The sequence below is a fragment of the Aquaspirillum soli genome, from assembly GCF_054781915.1.
In genome coordinates, this window is the sequence record NZ_BAAGTM010000003.1 from 129,386 (window position 1) to 141,733 (window position 12,348).

Here is a 12,348-nt window from a genome sequence, read left to right on the forward strand (position 1 = left end):
CCCTTCATCTTTTTTGCCGAATGCCATGAACCTAATCCGTAATTTTTCGATTATTGCCCATATTGATCACGGTAAATCCACACTGGCTGATCGTTTTATCCAATACTGCGGCGGCTTATCTGAGCGTGAAATGAACAGCCAAGTGCTTGATTCGATGGATATCGAAAAAGAGCGTGGCATTACCATTAAAGCTCAGACCGCTGCCCTGCAATATCGCGCCCGTGATGGTCAAACCTATGCCCTGAATCTGATTGATACCCCCGGACACGTTGACTTTTCTTACGAGGTCAGCCGCTCATTGTCGGCTTGTGAAGGGGCGCTCTTGGTTGTCGATGCCTCACAAGGGGTAGAAGCCCAAACCGTTGCCAACTGCTATACCGCCATCGAATTGGGCGTAGAAGTGGTGCCGGTGTTGAACAAAATTGACTTGCCTGCCGCTGAACCTGAGCGCGTTTCGCAAGAAATTGAAGACATTATCGGGATTGAAGCCACCGATGCTGTGCGTGCCTCGGCAAAATCGGGTATTGGTATCGAAGACATTCTAGAAGAGATTGTTAAAAAAATTCCGCCACCACAGGGAAAAGCCGATGCCCCACTGAAAGCCCTGATTATCGACTCATGGTTTGATAACTATGTTGGTGTGGTGATGTTGGTACGGGTGGTGGATGGCAGTCTCAAACCCAAAGACAAAATCAAGTTCATGGCCACCGGCGCAGAACATTTATGTGAGCAAGTCGGGGTCTTTACACCCAAATCGATGCCTCGTCCGGCATTACATGCAGGTGAAGTCGGTTTTGTGATCGCCGGTATTAAAGAGCTGAAATCGGCAAAAGTGGGCGATACCATCACCTTGGCTTCTCAGCCTGCTACCGAACCCTTACCGGGTTTTAAAGAAGTGCAATCTCAGGTGTTTGCCGGTTTATATCCGGTGGAAAGCCATGACTATGAGGCTCTCCGCGATGCCTTAGAAAAATTGCAGCTCAACGATGCTTCGTTGAAATTCGAGCCAGAAGTCTCGCAAGCCTTGGGCTTTGGTTTCCGCTGTGGCTTCTTGGGGCTGTTGCACTTAGAAATTGTGCAAGAGCGTCTTGAGCGTGAATTTGATATGGACCTCATTACCACGGCGCCAACGGTGGTCTATGAAGTGTTGCTGAAAGACGGTGAGTTAATTGAGGTGGAAAACCCCTCGCGCCTACCCGACCCCGGCAAAATCGAAGAAATCCGCGAACCGATCATTACCTCGACCATTTTGGTACCACAAGATTATGTCGGCGCAGTGATGACCTTGTGTAATCAAAAACGCGGCGTGCAGCGCAATATGCAATACATGGGGCGGCAAGTGATGCTGACCTATGACATGCCAATGAATGAAGTGGTGATGGACTTCTTTGATAAATTGAAATCAACCAGCCGTGGCTATGCTTCGTTGGATTATGAATTCAAAGAATTCCAAACGGCAGACTTGGTGAAATTGGATATTTTGGTCAATAGCGAACGGGTCGATGCTTTGTCTTTAATCGTACACCGTGCTTCTAGCCAATATCGAGGCCGAGAGTTGGCTGCCAAGATGCGTGAACTGATTCCACGCCAGATGTTTGATATTGCAGTACAAGCCGCCATCGGTAGCCACATTATTGCCCGTGAAACCATTAAAGCACTGCGTAAAAACGTGTTAGCGAAGTGCTACGGTGGTGATATTACGCGTAAGAAAAAGCTGCTTGAGAAACAAAAAGCAGGTAAGAAACGGATGAAGCAAGTGGGTAATGTGGAAATTCCACAAGCCGCTTTCTTGGCCATTTTGCAAGTCAGCGATAAATAAGGATTGCACGAGATGAATTGGTTATGGGCATTTGCCATTCTGACCGTATTAGGCCCCATCCTGATTGCGGTCTCAGGAAAACGGCAGCCAACCGATAAAGATCAGCCGATTGGCGTGCAAACAGGTTATTTGTGTTTGGTGCTCGGTGGCTTTGGTTTGTTGTCCCAATGGATGAGCTTTACTGCTGTGATGTTGGTGTTTGTGCTGGTGACGGGGGTGGTGACAGGGCTGAATCGCTTTGTGCTAGCCAAACGCCGTTCACCCGAACAGCTACAACCTCATTTTGTTGAATATGCCCGTAGCTTTTTCCCTGTGATTTTGGTGGTGTTTTTGCTGCGTGCATTTTTGGTTGAACCGTTCCAAATTCCTTCTAGCTCGATGCGCCCTGGCTTAGTGGTCGGTGATTTTATTCTGGTGAATAAATTTACCTACGGTATTCGCGTGCCGGTGTTAAACAATGTGTTAATCGACGTGAACAAGGTAAAGCGTGGTGATGTGGTCGTATTTGGTTTCCCACCTAATCCACAAGTCAACTTTATTAAACGCGTCGTGGGTTTGCCCGGTGATGTGGTGGAATACCGTGATAAAACCTTGATTATCAACGGCGAACGGGTCAAAGATGTGACGGACGGTACCTACGATTATTTAGAACAAGGTTTGGCGATGGTGCATTCACGGCAATATCGCGAAACGTTGGATGGTCGTTCTTATCAAGTCTTAAAAGTGGAAGGGATGCCGCCGGTGTTTATGCCTCAAGTGGCGGAGTTTCCTTTCCGTGAAAATTGTCGTTACAACGAAGAAGGTTTTAGCTGCAAAGTGCCTGCTGGACATTATTTCACCATCGGTGATAACCGCGATAACAGTCATGATGGCCGTTATTGGGGATTTGTCCCAGATCAGTTATTAGTCGGTGAGGCTTTCTTTATTTGGATGAATTTTAGCGAACCCTCTCGCATTGGGACGCGGATACATTGAGCATGGCGTCTTCTTCTCTACCGCTGTTGATGCAGCGTCTGAATTATGTCTTTCAACAACCTGAATGGCTGTTACAGGCGCTGACCCATCGCAGCTTTGGTGTGCCTAATAATGAGCGCCTCGAATTTATCGGCGACAGTATTTTGAATTACAGCATTGCGCGGATGCTGTTTGACCGTTTTCCTGATCAATCCGAAGGCAGTTTGTCGCGTTTGCGCGCCAATTTGGTCAATCAGGATACCTTGGCACAAGTGGCATTAGACATCGGTATCAGTGGTGTCTTGCGTTTGGGTGAAGGCGAAATGAAAAGCGGTGGTGCACAACGGCCATCGATTTTGGCGGATGCCCTAGAAGCGATTTTTGCGGCGGTCTGTTTAGATGCCGATTTTGCACAAGCAGAGCATGTGGTGCGCCATCTGTTTGTTGAACAGGTCAATGCTTTAAACCCAGAAGGCCACGTCAAAGATGCCAAAACTCGGCTGCAAGAATGGCTGCAAAGCCGCCGTTTGGCATTGCCGAACTATCGTATTATCGAACAGTCGGGCGAAGCCCATGCACAACATTTCCGCGTCAGTTGTGAATTACCTGTCCTGACCGTGGTAGCCGAAGGCAGCGGTTCTAGCCGCCGGCGTGCAGAGCAACAAGCGGCTGAAGCAGTGCTTGCCATTTTGGCCCAGCCATCACCCAGCAAAAAACGGAAAGTGAAACCATGAACGATGCCCCCGACACCTTGCCCGAGCTCCCTGAGACGGTGCAACCGTATTTTGCTGTGCCCGAAGGTTTTCGTTGTGGTTTTGTCGCCATTGTGGGTCGGCCAAACGTGGGTAAATCGACCTTGATGAACCACCTGATTGGGCAAAAAATCTCGATCACCTCAGAAAAAGCACAAACCACACGCCATCGTGTGACGGGCATCGAAACTCGTCCTTTGGTGCAATACATCTTTGTGGATACCCCGGGATTTCAGACCAAACACCGCAATGCGCTCAACGATGCGTTGAATAAAAGCGTGCGTGATACCTTGGCGGATGTCGATTGTGTGTTGTTTGTGTTGGAAGCGGGGCGATTGTCGGATGCCGACCGCGAAGTCATTGCTTTGCTGCCTAAAAACCGCCCAGTGATTTTGGTGGTGAATAAAGCGGATCGTTTGAAAGACAAAGCGCGGATGGCAGCGTTTTTATTATCCGCCAGCCAAGCGTTTGAATTTGCTGAAATCATTAGCGTATCGGCAAAACATGGCCATCGGTTAGATGCCCTACTCAGTATCATCAGCCCTTATTTGCCAGAAGGCCCACCGTTATACCCAGAGGACATGGTCACCGACAAAAACTCCCGCTTTTTAGCCGCAGAAATTGTCCGTGAAAAACTGTTTCGCTATCTCGGTGAAGAATTGCCGTATGCGATGAATGTCGAAGTAGATCGCTTTGAAACCGAAGAAGATGGCCGCTTCCATATCTACGCCACTGTTTTTGTCGATAAACCCGGACAAAAGGCGATTGTGATTGGGAAAAGTGGCGAGCGAATGAAAAAAATTGCGTCTGAAGCGCGGGCCGATATGGAAAAACTGTTTGCGACCCGTGTATTCCTTGAAGTGTGGGTCAAGGTTAAAGGCGGGTGGGCAGATGATGTTCGTTTCTTGAAGCAATTTGATTTATAAGCACCGGCTATGAAAGTCGAGGCACAACCGGCTTTTGTGCTGCACAGCCAGCCTTACAAAGAAACCAGCCTGTTGTTGGAATGTTTAAGCCGTGATTATGGTCGGGTGGCTTTAGTGGCCCGTGGCGCTCGGCGGCCTCGGGCAGAAATTCGCGGGCAGGTTTTACCGTTTGTGCCGTTGGTGGTCGATTGGTTTGGTAAAAGCGAACTGCGGACTTTGGCACAAGTAGAATGGCTCGGAGGGGTGCCACAGTTAAGCGGGTTGCCCTTGCTGTCTGGCTTTTATCTCAACGAGTTGTTGTTGCGATTGCTGGCGCGTGATGACCCACATGAAGCAGTATTCACTGCCTATCAACAAGCCATTATTGGGCTGGCCTGTGGTGAAATCGGCGCGGTGTCGTGGGTGTTGCGGCGTTTTGAATTGGCGTTGTTAACTGGCCTAGGATATGCCCCTAACCTCACCCACCAAGCTGGTGGTGTGATACCGATTGCGCCGGAACAACAATATTGTTTTATTGCCGGTCATGGGGCGGAACCGCTGCCGTTGGTGTTGCCGGTGGATCTCCCTGAAACGGGTTATCAATGTTTGGTTTCGGGTACCACGTTATTGGCGTTAGCACACGATCAATTACAACAGCGTTGGGTATTGCAAGAAGCCAAGGTTTTACTGCGTACTTTGCTTGATGCCGTATTGGGGACAGCGCCACTAACTTCCCGACGGGTGTTACATGCGGTACATGAGCCGCGTACGCGCGTGTGGCCGGTGATGCCGGCTTAATGTTTCTTTTTAAGAAGGGTTTGCCATGATTTTGCTTGGTGTGAATATCGATCATGTTGCTACTTTGCGACAGGCACGTGGCACACGTTATCCCAGTCCACTTGAGGCTGCTTTGGTGGCGGAATCGTCTGGTGCTGACTTAATTACGTTGCACTTGCGCGAAGACCGCCGCCATATTCAAGATCAAGATGTGAAATTGATGCGTGGGGCGATTAAAACGCGCATGAATTTAGAGATGGCACTGACGCCAGAGATGTTGGAACATGCGCTGGCCATCCGGCCGCAAGATGTCTGTTTGGTGCCAGAGAAGCGTGAAGAAATCACCACTGAAGGTGGGTTGGATGTGTTGGCACAATTTGATTTGATTCAAGACTATGTCAGCACTTTGCGTAAGGCCGGCATTCGTGTTTCGCTGTTTATCGATCCTGATGAAGAGGCCATTCGTGCTTCAGCAGAATCGGGGGCAACGGTGGTTGAATTGCACACTGGCCGTTACGCCGATGCCGAAGGGCATGATTTACCGCAACAAGAATTGAAGCGGATTCGCGTGGCTGCCCGTCGTGCAGCCGATTTGGGCTTGGTGGTGAATGCAGGTCATGGTTTGAATTATCACAATGTCGCACCTATTGCAGAAATTGCAGACATTGCAGAATTAAACATTGGTCACGCCATTGTTGCTCAAGCGTTATTCACTGGTTTTGCTCAAGCCGTACGCGATATGAAAACGTTGATGGTTGAGGCACGGCGGGGCGCGAAGTGATTTACGGTGTTGGTACTGATCTCACCGATCACCAACGCATTGCCGCCGTTTGGCAACGACACGGTGAACGGTTTGCCCGCCGCTTGCTGAGTGCGGTTGAGTTTGCTGAGTTTCTTTCACATCCACAGCCGGTGGCTTTTTTAGCCAAGCGTTGGGCGGCAAAAGAGGCGATTGGTAAGGCGACAGGGTTGGGGGTACGTGCGCCTTTCCTGTTACCGGCCATGTCGATTCAACGCGATCACCTTGGCAAGCCTGTTGTGGTGTTTGCCCCTGCAGCGGCGCAGTGGTTGGCTGAACGTCAGATTCAGCGTTGTCATCTTTCTCTCTCTGATGAAAAACAGCTGTCGCTAGCTTTTGTTGTCTTAGAAACGGACGAATAAACCGATGCCAATTTTATCTTTGCCACGCGGCCCTTTAATGTTGGATATTCAGGGCACCGAGCTACAAGCCCATGAACGCGAATTACTGTGTCACCCACAAGTCGGCGGGGTGATTTTGTTTCGGCGTAATTTTGTCTCGCCAGCACAAATTCGTGATCTGGTGGCAGAGATTCATGCGGTGCGATCTCCTGCTTTATTGGTGGCAGTCGATCATGAAGGTGGGCGGGTGCAACGCTTTTTATCCGGTTTTACGCATTTGCCGCCGATGCGGGTATTGGGGCAGTTATGGCAACAAACCCCTGAGCAGGCGCTGGTTTTGGCAGAGCAATGTGGCGAAGTGTTAGCGACTGAATTGCGTGCAGTGGGCGTCGATTTGAGTTTTACGCCGGTCTTAGATTTAGACTGGGGCCGTTCTGGGGTGATTGGCGACCGTTCTTTTGCTTTGCAGGCAAGCACGGTAACGGTGTTAGCACAGGCATTGATACGTGGCTTGGCTCGTGGCGGCATGGCGGCGTGTGGCAAACATTTCCCGGGGCATGGCTGGGTAGAAGCAGACTCTCATCATGCAATTCCAGTGGATGAGCGTGATTTTGCCACGATTGCAGCGGCGGATTTACAGCCTTTTTCTGCTTTGGCACAACAGGGTTTGGCTGCGGTGATGCCGGCCCATGTGGTATATCCGGCGGTTGATAATCAACCTGCTGGTTTTTCTGCTTTCTGGTTGCAACACATTCTGCGGCAACAATTGCGTTTTGAAGGCGTGATTTTCAGCGATGATTTGTGCATGGAGGGGGCTGCAGGCGCCGGTGGTGTGGTGGAACGGGCTGCGTTAGCTTTGCAAGCCGGTTGTGACATGGTGTTGGTGTGTAACCGTCCTGATTTGGCACAGACGCTTTTGAACGCATGGGGTGAACAGCGTGCGATTCCGTCTTCTTTAGCGCCGCGTTTGGCTGCGATGGCGGGGCAGTTGTCTATCGAAGCGGCACAGCAACGGTTAACCGAAGCAGACTTTATCGCGATGCAAACCACCGTCGCCGCCCTCGCCATTCCACCAGAGCAATTACGTTCTGGTGTGAAAGTGGGCGAGGCGCATTAGCGCCATTCAAGTTTTGTAGTCTGAGTTGATTATCTGTGAGTTGATTTTTCAAAATAACTGATCAACTCCGCTGCACTCGGGCAAGCCGGATGTTTTGCAGCATTTTCAATAGCAAAATGCCAATATTTAGTGATTCTCTTTGCAAAAGATATTTTTTGTCCAGGGCCACGCTTACCATTTTCAGCTGCAATTTCTTTTAATCTATCCCATGGCTTGCCCACTGTTTTCTCTGGCTCTGGCTCATAAAAATCTTGGGTGCCTAGCCAAGTATTCATCGCATCGGTATCTGCTAAATACCATGCTTCAAGTGCTTTGACAGCAATGAAAGCAAAGGTAACCTTGGTGTGTCTCACCCTTTGTCTAACCGTCTCGATGTGCAATTCATCTTCTAAATCAGTCAAAACATAAATAGCATCTACCTGTTTTTGTTCAAGTCGGCTAATAAATTCCTCAATATTTTGTGGTAGTAAATTACCCCCGCCTTCGGCATCGATAACTGGTGTTACCAGCTCATAACCATGTTTGTTCAAGAATGCCCTAAACTGTGGCGACTCAATAATAATTTTTTCACTACCCCCTTCAACAATAAAGCCTATTTTTTTACGTTCATTTGTTACCATGGTAAACCCCCATCAAATAGGTTTGTTAACCATGCTGTATCTAATGCAATTTTTTTCTTATCAATACCAGAGGTTTTAGCACTTTGAATTTGTGTTTTTCCGTCTTTTTTACTCACAAAATAAAGTTCCTCTACCTCCGAACTTCTCACAACTGATTCGCTATGAGTGGTGATGAACACAGGGTGCTGGGTAGAGGCATTTTCACGCATGAGTTGAACGAGTTCTGCGATAGCCTTCGGATGAATGCCACGCTCAGGTTCTTCAATGATGGTAATTCCATATTCCCGTGCGCGGCTTAGAATGGCAGTTAATATACATAAAGCGTAAATTGTACCATCTGATATTAGTGAAGCTGGAAATCGTGCCTTGGTGCCTTCTTCTTTAAATGTTATTACAGTTGAAGCATCCAGCCTTTGCTTCTCTGTTTTCACGTTTTCCATACCCGGAACGATGAGTTCGATCCACTCTAATACCTGTTCGCGAAAATCATCGTCTTTTTCAAGCACAGATAACATCGTTGCGATGTTTTTGCCGTTTGGATCAAGCGCTGTGGCATCGGCCGCAGCATTATCAGGTTCTTTTGCTGCAAACGGGTCAATACGGAAAACACAAATATTAGTCAGAAAGCGATAAAGTGCAGTATCGCTTAATAACATCATCGCTGACATTTCCTTAGGATAGCTTGTTAATTTTTGTAACCCCTCACGATCACCTAATTGGACTTGAGGTTCACTGGAGTTTTTACGATCAATCAATATGCTACCATTGACTTTTAAACTTTCTTGGATTTCTGGTAAGTTTTCTAGCGATCGGATCGTTAAGTCATAATGATAGTGCACACTGTTTATATCTATTTCTAGTGTGAATGACATCGTTGTCCGTTGCTCTTTGCGAAACTTGAAACAGTGAATTTGGTTAAACCCACCAAACTCACGAACCGCTTGAACAACCCCTCGTTTTATAACTGCACCAAGGAATGCAAGTGCATCAACTAAGTTGCTTTTTCCTGAGCCATTTGCACCTGCTAACACCAGAAAGGGTGAACTATTACCAAGCTTAATATGTGCAATACTTTTAAAACCTTTGATCTCTAGCTTATGTATATTCATTGTTATTCCTTGTAAGGATACTATGAGTAAAGCACTATTTTTCCATGATTTACCTTTAACCGATTATAAAAATATCGTTAGGTAAATAAATTGGCATTTTTTATGGTGGTTAATAAAACATTTTTCTCAAATTTATTCGAGGGTAGCACCGAAGCTGACCATATCGATAGACTGAAACCTAATCGGCTTGCGACTATCCTTCTTCATCCCACCTCCGCAAAATAGCGAGTTTTTCCGCAATTTTTATTTCCAGCCCCCTTGGTACAGGTTGATACCAATTCGGTGCGGCCATCCCGTCAGGGAAATAATTTTCCCCTGCAGCATAAGCATTGGGTTCATCATGCGCATAGCGGTACTCATGGCCATAACCCAGTTCTTTCATTAATTTCGTTGGCGCATTGCGTAGATGAACGGGGACTTCTCGGCTTTTATCCTGCTTTACAAAAGCCTTGGCCTGATTGTAAGCCACATACCCCGCATTACTCTTTGCGGCGACAGCTAAATAAATCACTGCCTGCGCTAATGCCAACTCTCCCTCAGGACTGCCTAAACGCTCAAAAGTGGTGGCGGCATCGTTGGCAATTTGCATCGCTCTTGGATCGGCCAGCCCAATATCCTCCCACGCCATCCGAATAATCCGCCGCGACAAATACTTAGCATCGGCCCCACCATCTAACATTCGAGTTAACCAATACAAGGCGGCATCGGGATTAGAGCCGCGTACTGACTTGTGTAAAGCCGAAATTTGGTCGTAGAAAAACTCGCCCCCTTTATCAAATCGGCGGGGGGTGAGGGTTAAGGCGTGGTGGATAAACTCCGCATCAATATTGCGAATCCCTGCTGCTTGTGCTGCTGTGGTACATTGCTCAACCAAATTGAGCAATTTCCTGCCATCACCATCGGCATACGCAACCAGCGTAGTGCGTGCGACTTCATCCAAAATCAAATCCGGCATAGCTATGTGTTGGGCGCGGGCTAACAGCTGTTGCAATTCATCGTCAGTTAACGATTGCAAAACATAGACTTGTGCCCGCGACAGCAAAGCCGAGTTCACTTCAAATGAGGGATTTTCGGTGGTGGCGCCGAGTAGAGTGATTAAGCCACTCTCGGTATAAGGCAACAGGGCATCTTGTTGCGACTTATTAAAACGGTGAATTTCATCAACGAATAAAATGGTTTTTTTATTCTGTTGCCGATAGTGTTCGGCTTGTTCCATTGCTGCACGAATCTCTTTGACACCCGAAAACACCGCCGAGAGTGCAATAAACTCTGCCTCAAAAGCATGGGCAGTCAGTCTGGCCAAGGTAGTTTTACCCACCCCGGGCGGCCCCCAAAAAATCATCGAGTGCAGTTTTCGTGCTTGAAAAGCCAACCGTAACGGTTTACCTGCACCAAGCAAATGCGATTGCCCAATGACCTCGTCCAGATGTCGTGGGCGCATTCGCTCGGCTAACGGTAGCGTGGTTGAGGAAGGGGTTTCGAATAAATCCATTTTCACATCGCAAAAAAAGACCCGCTGTGCTGACACAGCGGGCCTGATACCACAAAAAAATCACAAGGCAGCGACGATTTTAATTTCGACTTTCCATGCTGGATTGGCTAATTTCGCCTCGACGGTGGCGCGTGCTGGGCTGTGACCAGCCGGTACCCACGCATCCCATGCCCGATTCATCGCATCATAATCAGCCAAATCAGCTAAAAAAATAGTTGCATCGAGAATACGGGTTTTATCGGTGCCCAGTTGCGCTAACACATTATCGATTAACGATAAGACTTCTGCCGTCTGCTCCTCGGCGTCGCGGCTGGTGTCTTCTGGTACTTGGCCTGCTAAGAAGGCCATCCCATTGAATACCACGGCCTCGGATAAGCGTGCACCGGGTAATAAACGTTGAATAGACGACATCCCTTTTCTCCCCGATTAAGCCACTGCCGCAACGGCACGCAAACGTAACGAGAACTCGCGTAATTGGGCAATCCCAGATGCTTCGGCCCGAGCGCACCAATCTTGTAACTCTTTAAGCAATTGCTCTTTGGTCAAATTCGAGCGTTCCCACAGCCGAGATAATTCTTGCCGCATGGAATAAATGGTCTGTAACACTGGGCTTTGCTCTAACAACTGATCTAACTGTGAGCGTTCTTGTGCTGGAATGTCTTTGCCATCTTGTTTCAGCCACACTTTCATTTGCCGCGTCATATTGCCTTGCATCTCTGGCAATTTACCGCGCAAGCTGCTCAATTCTTCTTCATAAGCCGATTTGAGCGATTTTGCGTATTGCGCTGCCACTGCATAACGATTGGCGATAATGGCGTGTAAAGTGTCCAAATCGAGATGGGATTTCACTTCGCCATGCAGTAATTTAGGTGCCACACGGCGGACTTTGGCGAGGCCGATCATTTCCATGATGCGGATATACATCCAGCCAATATCAAACTCGAACCATTTGTAAGACAGTTTGGCCGAAGTGCCGAAGGTGTGGTGATTGTTATGTAACTCCTCACCACCGATTAAAATGCCCCACGGGAAAACATTGGTAGCGGCATCTTCGTTTTCGAAATTACGGTAGCCCCAATAGTGACCAATCCCATTCACCACACCGGCAGCCCAAAACGGAATCCATGCCATTTGTACCGCCCAGATGGTTAAACCAATCGGGCCGAACAACAAGACATCAATGACTGCCATCAGGACAATCCCTTTGCCATTGTGTTTGGTGTAGATATTGCGCTCTAACCAATCATCAGGGGCACCGTGGCCAAATTTATCCATGATAGATTGATCTTTGCAGGCGACACGATATAACTCGGCCCCTTCCCACATCACTTTTTTGATCCCGAGCACTTGTGGGCTATGTGGATCATCCGCTGTTTCGCAGCGTGCATGATGTTTACGATGAATGGCCGCCCACTGTTTGGTAATCATCCCCGTCGTCAACCATAACCAGAAGCGGAAAAAATGGCTTGGGATGGGATGCAAGTCGAGCGCACGATGGGCTTGATGACGATGCAGATAAATGGTTACTGCCGCGATGGTGATATGAGTTAATCCCAATGCCACCAATACATAGCCCCACCAGGGTAGGTCGATCAGACCTTCGAGGAACAACATGGGCGGTACATCCTTCATTTTTTAACCAAAATACTATCTTAACAGATGC

13 protein-coding genes are annotated in these 12,348 nt (G+C 48.2%); 8 read left to right on the forward strand and 5 right to left on the reverse strand.

Features of this window, described 5'->3' with window-relative positions:
• The first annotated feature begins 25 nt into the window (after nucleotides 1–25).
• Genes lepA through nagZ form a run of 8 tightly spaced genes read left to right on the forward strand, consistent with a single transcriptional unit; the run spans nucleotide 26 to nucleotide 7,464 of the window.
• The gene (lepA, locus tag ACYVJG_RS04480) at nucleotides 26–1,819 is read left to right on the forward strand and encodes a translation elongation factor 4 (protein WP_460429984.1); all 1,794 of its coding nucleotides are present in this window, start codon (nucleotides 26–28) and stop codon (nucleotides 1,817–1,819) included.
• Between the two features lie 12 nt (nucleotides 1,820–1,831).
• Complete coding sequence (gene lepB, locus ACYVJG_RS04485; RefSeq protein ID WP_460429985.1) at nucleotides 1,832–2,794, forward strand: signal peptidase I; 963 nt, start codon at nucleotides 1,832–1,834, stop codon at nucleotides 2,792–2,794.
• A gap of 2 nt (nucleotides 2,795–2,796) precedes the next feature.
• The gene (gene rnc / locus ACYVJG_RS04490) at nucleotides 2,797–3,507 is read left to right on the forward strand and encodes a ribonuclease III (RefSeq protein ID WP_460429986.1); all 711 of its coding nucleotides are present in this window, start codon (nucleotides 2,797–2,799) and stop codon (nucleotides 3,505–3,507) included.
• The gene (gene era, locus ACYVJG_RS04495; RefSeq protein WP_460429987.1) at nucleotides 3,504–4,451 is read left to right on the forward strand and encodes a GTPase Era; all 948 of its coding nucleotides are present in this window, start codon (nucleotides 3,504–3,506) and stop codon (nucleotides 4,449–4,451) included. The genes rnc and era overlap by 4 nt, the downstream gene beginning before the upstream one ends.
• A 9-nt stretch (nucleotides 4,452–4,460) precedes the next feature.
• Nucleotides 4,461–5,228, forward strand: a complete 768-nt coding sequence (gene recO, locus ACYVJG_RS04500; RefSeq protein ID WP_460429988.1) for a DNA repair protein RecO — start codon at nucleotides 4,461–4,463, stop codon at nucleotides 5,226–5,228.
• Between the two features lie 25 nt (nucleotides 5,229–5,253).
• Nucleotides 5,254–5,988 (forward strand): pyridoxine 5'-phosphate synthase, encoded by a 735-nt coding sequence (pdxJ, locus tag ACYVJG_RS04505; RefSeq protein WP_460429989.1) that lies wholly within the window; start codon nucleotides 5,254–5,256, stop codon nucleotides 5,986–5,988.
• Nucleotides 5,985–6,368 (forward strand): holo-ACP synthase, encoded by a 384-nt coding sequence (gene acpS / locus ACYVJG_RS04510; RefSeq protein ID WP_460429990.1) that lies wholly within the window; start codon nucleotides 5,985–5,987, stop codon nucleotides 6,366–6,368. The genes pdxJ and acpS overlap by 4 nt, the downstream gene beginning before the upstream one ends.
• A 4-nt stretch (nucleotides 6,369–6,372) precedes the next feature.
• Nucleotides 6,373–7,464, forward strand: coding sequence for a beta-N-acetylhexosaminidase (nagZ, locus tag ACYVJG_RS04515; RefSeq protein ID WP_460429991.1), 1,092 nt, complete (start codon nucleotides 6,373–6,375; stop codon nucleotides 7,462–7,464).
• 29 nt (nucleotides 7,465–7,493) lie between these two features.
• On the opposite strand, the gene ACYVJG_RS04520 is transcribed toward nagZ, so the two are convergent.
• The 5 genes from ACYVJG_RS04520 to ACYVJG_RS04540 all read right to left on the reverse strand — a co-directional run bounded on the left by ACYVJG_RS04520 (nucleotide 7,494) and on the right by ACYVJG_RS04540 (nucleotide 12,299).
• Nucleotides 7,494–8,084, reverse strand: a complete 591-nt coding sequence (locus ACYVJG_RS04520) for a DUF4276 family protein (RefSeq protein ID WP_460429992.1) — start codon at nucleotides 8,082–8,084, stop codon at nucleotides 7,494–7,496.
• A complete protein-coding gene (locus ACYVJG_RS04525; RefSeq protein ID WP_460429993.1) occupies nucleotides 8,078–9,193 on the reverse strand; it encodes an AAA family ATPase in 1,116 nt (371 codons plus the stop codon). Before ACYVJG_RS04525 ends, ACYVJG_RS04520 begins: the two co-directional genes overlap by 7 nt.
• 193 nt (nucleotides 9,194–9,386) lie before the next feature.
• Nucleotides 9,387–10,685 carry a replication-associated recombination protein A gene (locus tag ACYVJG_RS04530; RefSeq protein WP_460429994.1) on the reverse strand — a complete coding sequence of 433 codons (1,299 nt, stop codon included), beginning with the start codon at nucleotides 10,683–10,685 and terminating at the stop codon, nucleotides 9,387–9,389.
• Between the two features lie 60 nt (nucleotides 10,686–10,745).
• The gene (locus ACYVJG_RS04535; RefSeq protein WP_460429995.1) at nucleotides 10,746–11,096 is read right to left on the reverse strand and encodes a RidA family protein; all 351 of its coding nucleotides are present in this window, start codon (nucleotides 11,094–11,096) and stop codon (nucleotides 10,746–10,748) included.
• Nucleotides 11,097–11,111: 15 nt separating this feature from the next.
• Nucleotides 11,112–12,299 (reverse strand): DesA family fatty acid desaturase, encoded by a 1,188-nt coding sequence (locus ACYVJG_RS04540; protein WP_460429996.1) that lies wholly within the window; start codon nucleotides 12,297–12,299, stop codon nucleotides 11,112–11,114.
• Nucleotides 12,300–12,348 lie beyond the last annotated feature (49 nt).

What these genes read in the sequence shown, in the direction of transcription:
- ACYVJG_RS04520 (WP_460429992.1), bottom strand. Translation starts at nt 8,084, where the DNA reads ATGGTAACAAATGAACGTAAAAAAATAGGCTTTATTGTTGAAGGGGGT.
- ACYVJG_RS04530 (WP_460429994.1), bottom strand. Translation starts at nt 10,685, where the DNA reads ATGGATTTATTCGAAACCCCTTCCTCAACCACGCTACCGTTAGCCGAG.
- recO (WP_460429988.1), top strand. Translation starts at nt 4,461, where the DNA reads ATGAAAGTCGAGGCACAACCGGCTTTTGTGCTGCACAGCCAGCCTTAC.
- ACYVJG_RS04540 (WP_460429996.1), bottom strand. Translation starts at nt 12,299, where the DNA reads ATGTTGTTCCTCGAAGGTCTGATCGACCTACCCTGGTGGGGCTATGTA.
- ACYVJG_RS04525 (WP_460429993.1), bottom strand. Translation starts at nt 9,193, where the DNA reads ATGAATATACATAAGCTAGAGATCAAAGGTTTTAAAAGTATTGCACAT.
- ACYVJG_RS04535 (WP_460429995.1), bottom strand. Translation starts at nt 11,096, where the DNA reads ATGTCGTCTATTCAACGTTTATTACCCGGTGCACGCTTATCCGAGGCC.
- era (WP_460429987.1), top strand. Translation starts at nt 3,504, where the DNA reads ATGAACGATGCCCCCGACACCTTGCCCGAGCTCCCTGAGACGGTGCAA.
- pdxJ (WP_460429989.1), top strand. Translation starts at nt 5,254, where the DNA reads ATGATTTTGCTTGGTGTGAATATCGATCATGTTGCTACTTTGCGACAG.
- rnc (WP_460429986.1), top strand. Translation starts at nt 2,797, where the DNA reads ATGGCGTCTTCTTCTCTACCGCTGTTGATGCAGCGTCTGAATTATGTC.
- lepA (WP_460429984.1), top strand. Translation starts at nt 26, where the DNA reads ATGAACCTAATCCGTAATTTTTCGATTATTGCCCATATTGATCACGGT.
- lepB (WP_460429985.1), top strand. Translation starts at nt 1,832, where the DNA reads ATGAATTGGTTATGGGCATTTGCCATTCTGACCGTATTAGGCCCCATC.
- nagZ (WP_460429991.1), top strand. Translation starts at nt 6,373, where the DNA reads ATGCCAATTTTATCTTTGCCACGCGGCCCTTTAATGTTGGATATTCAG.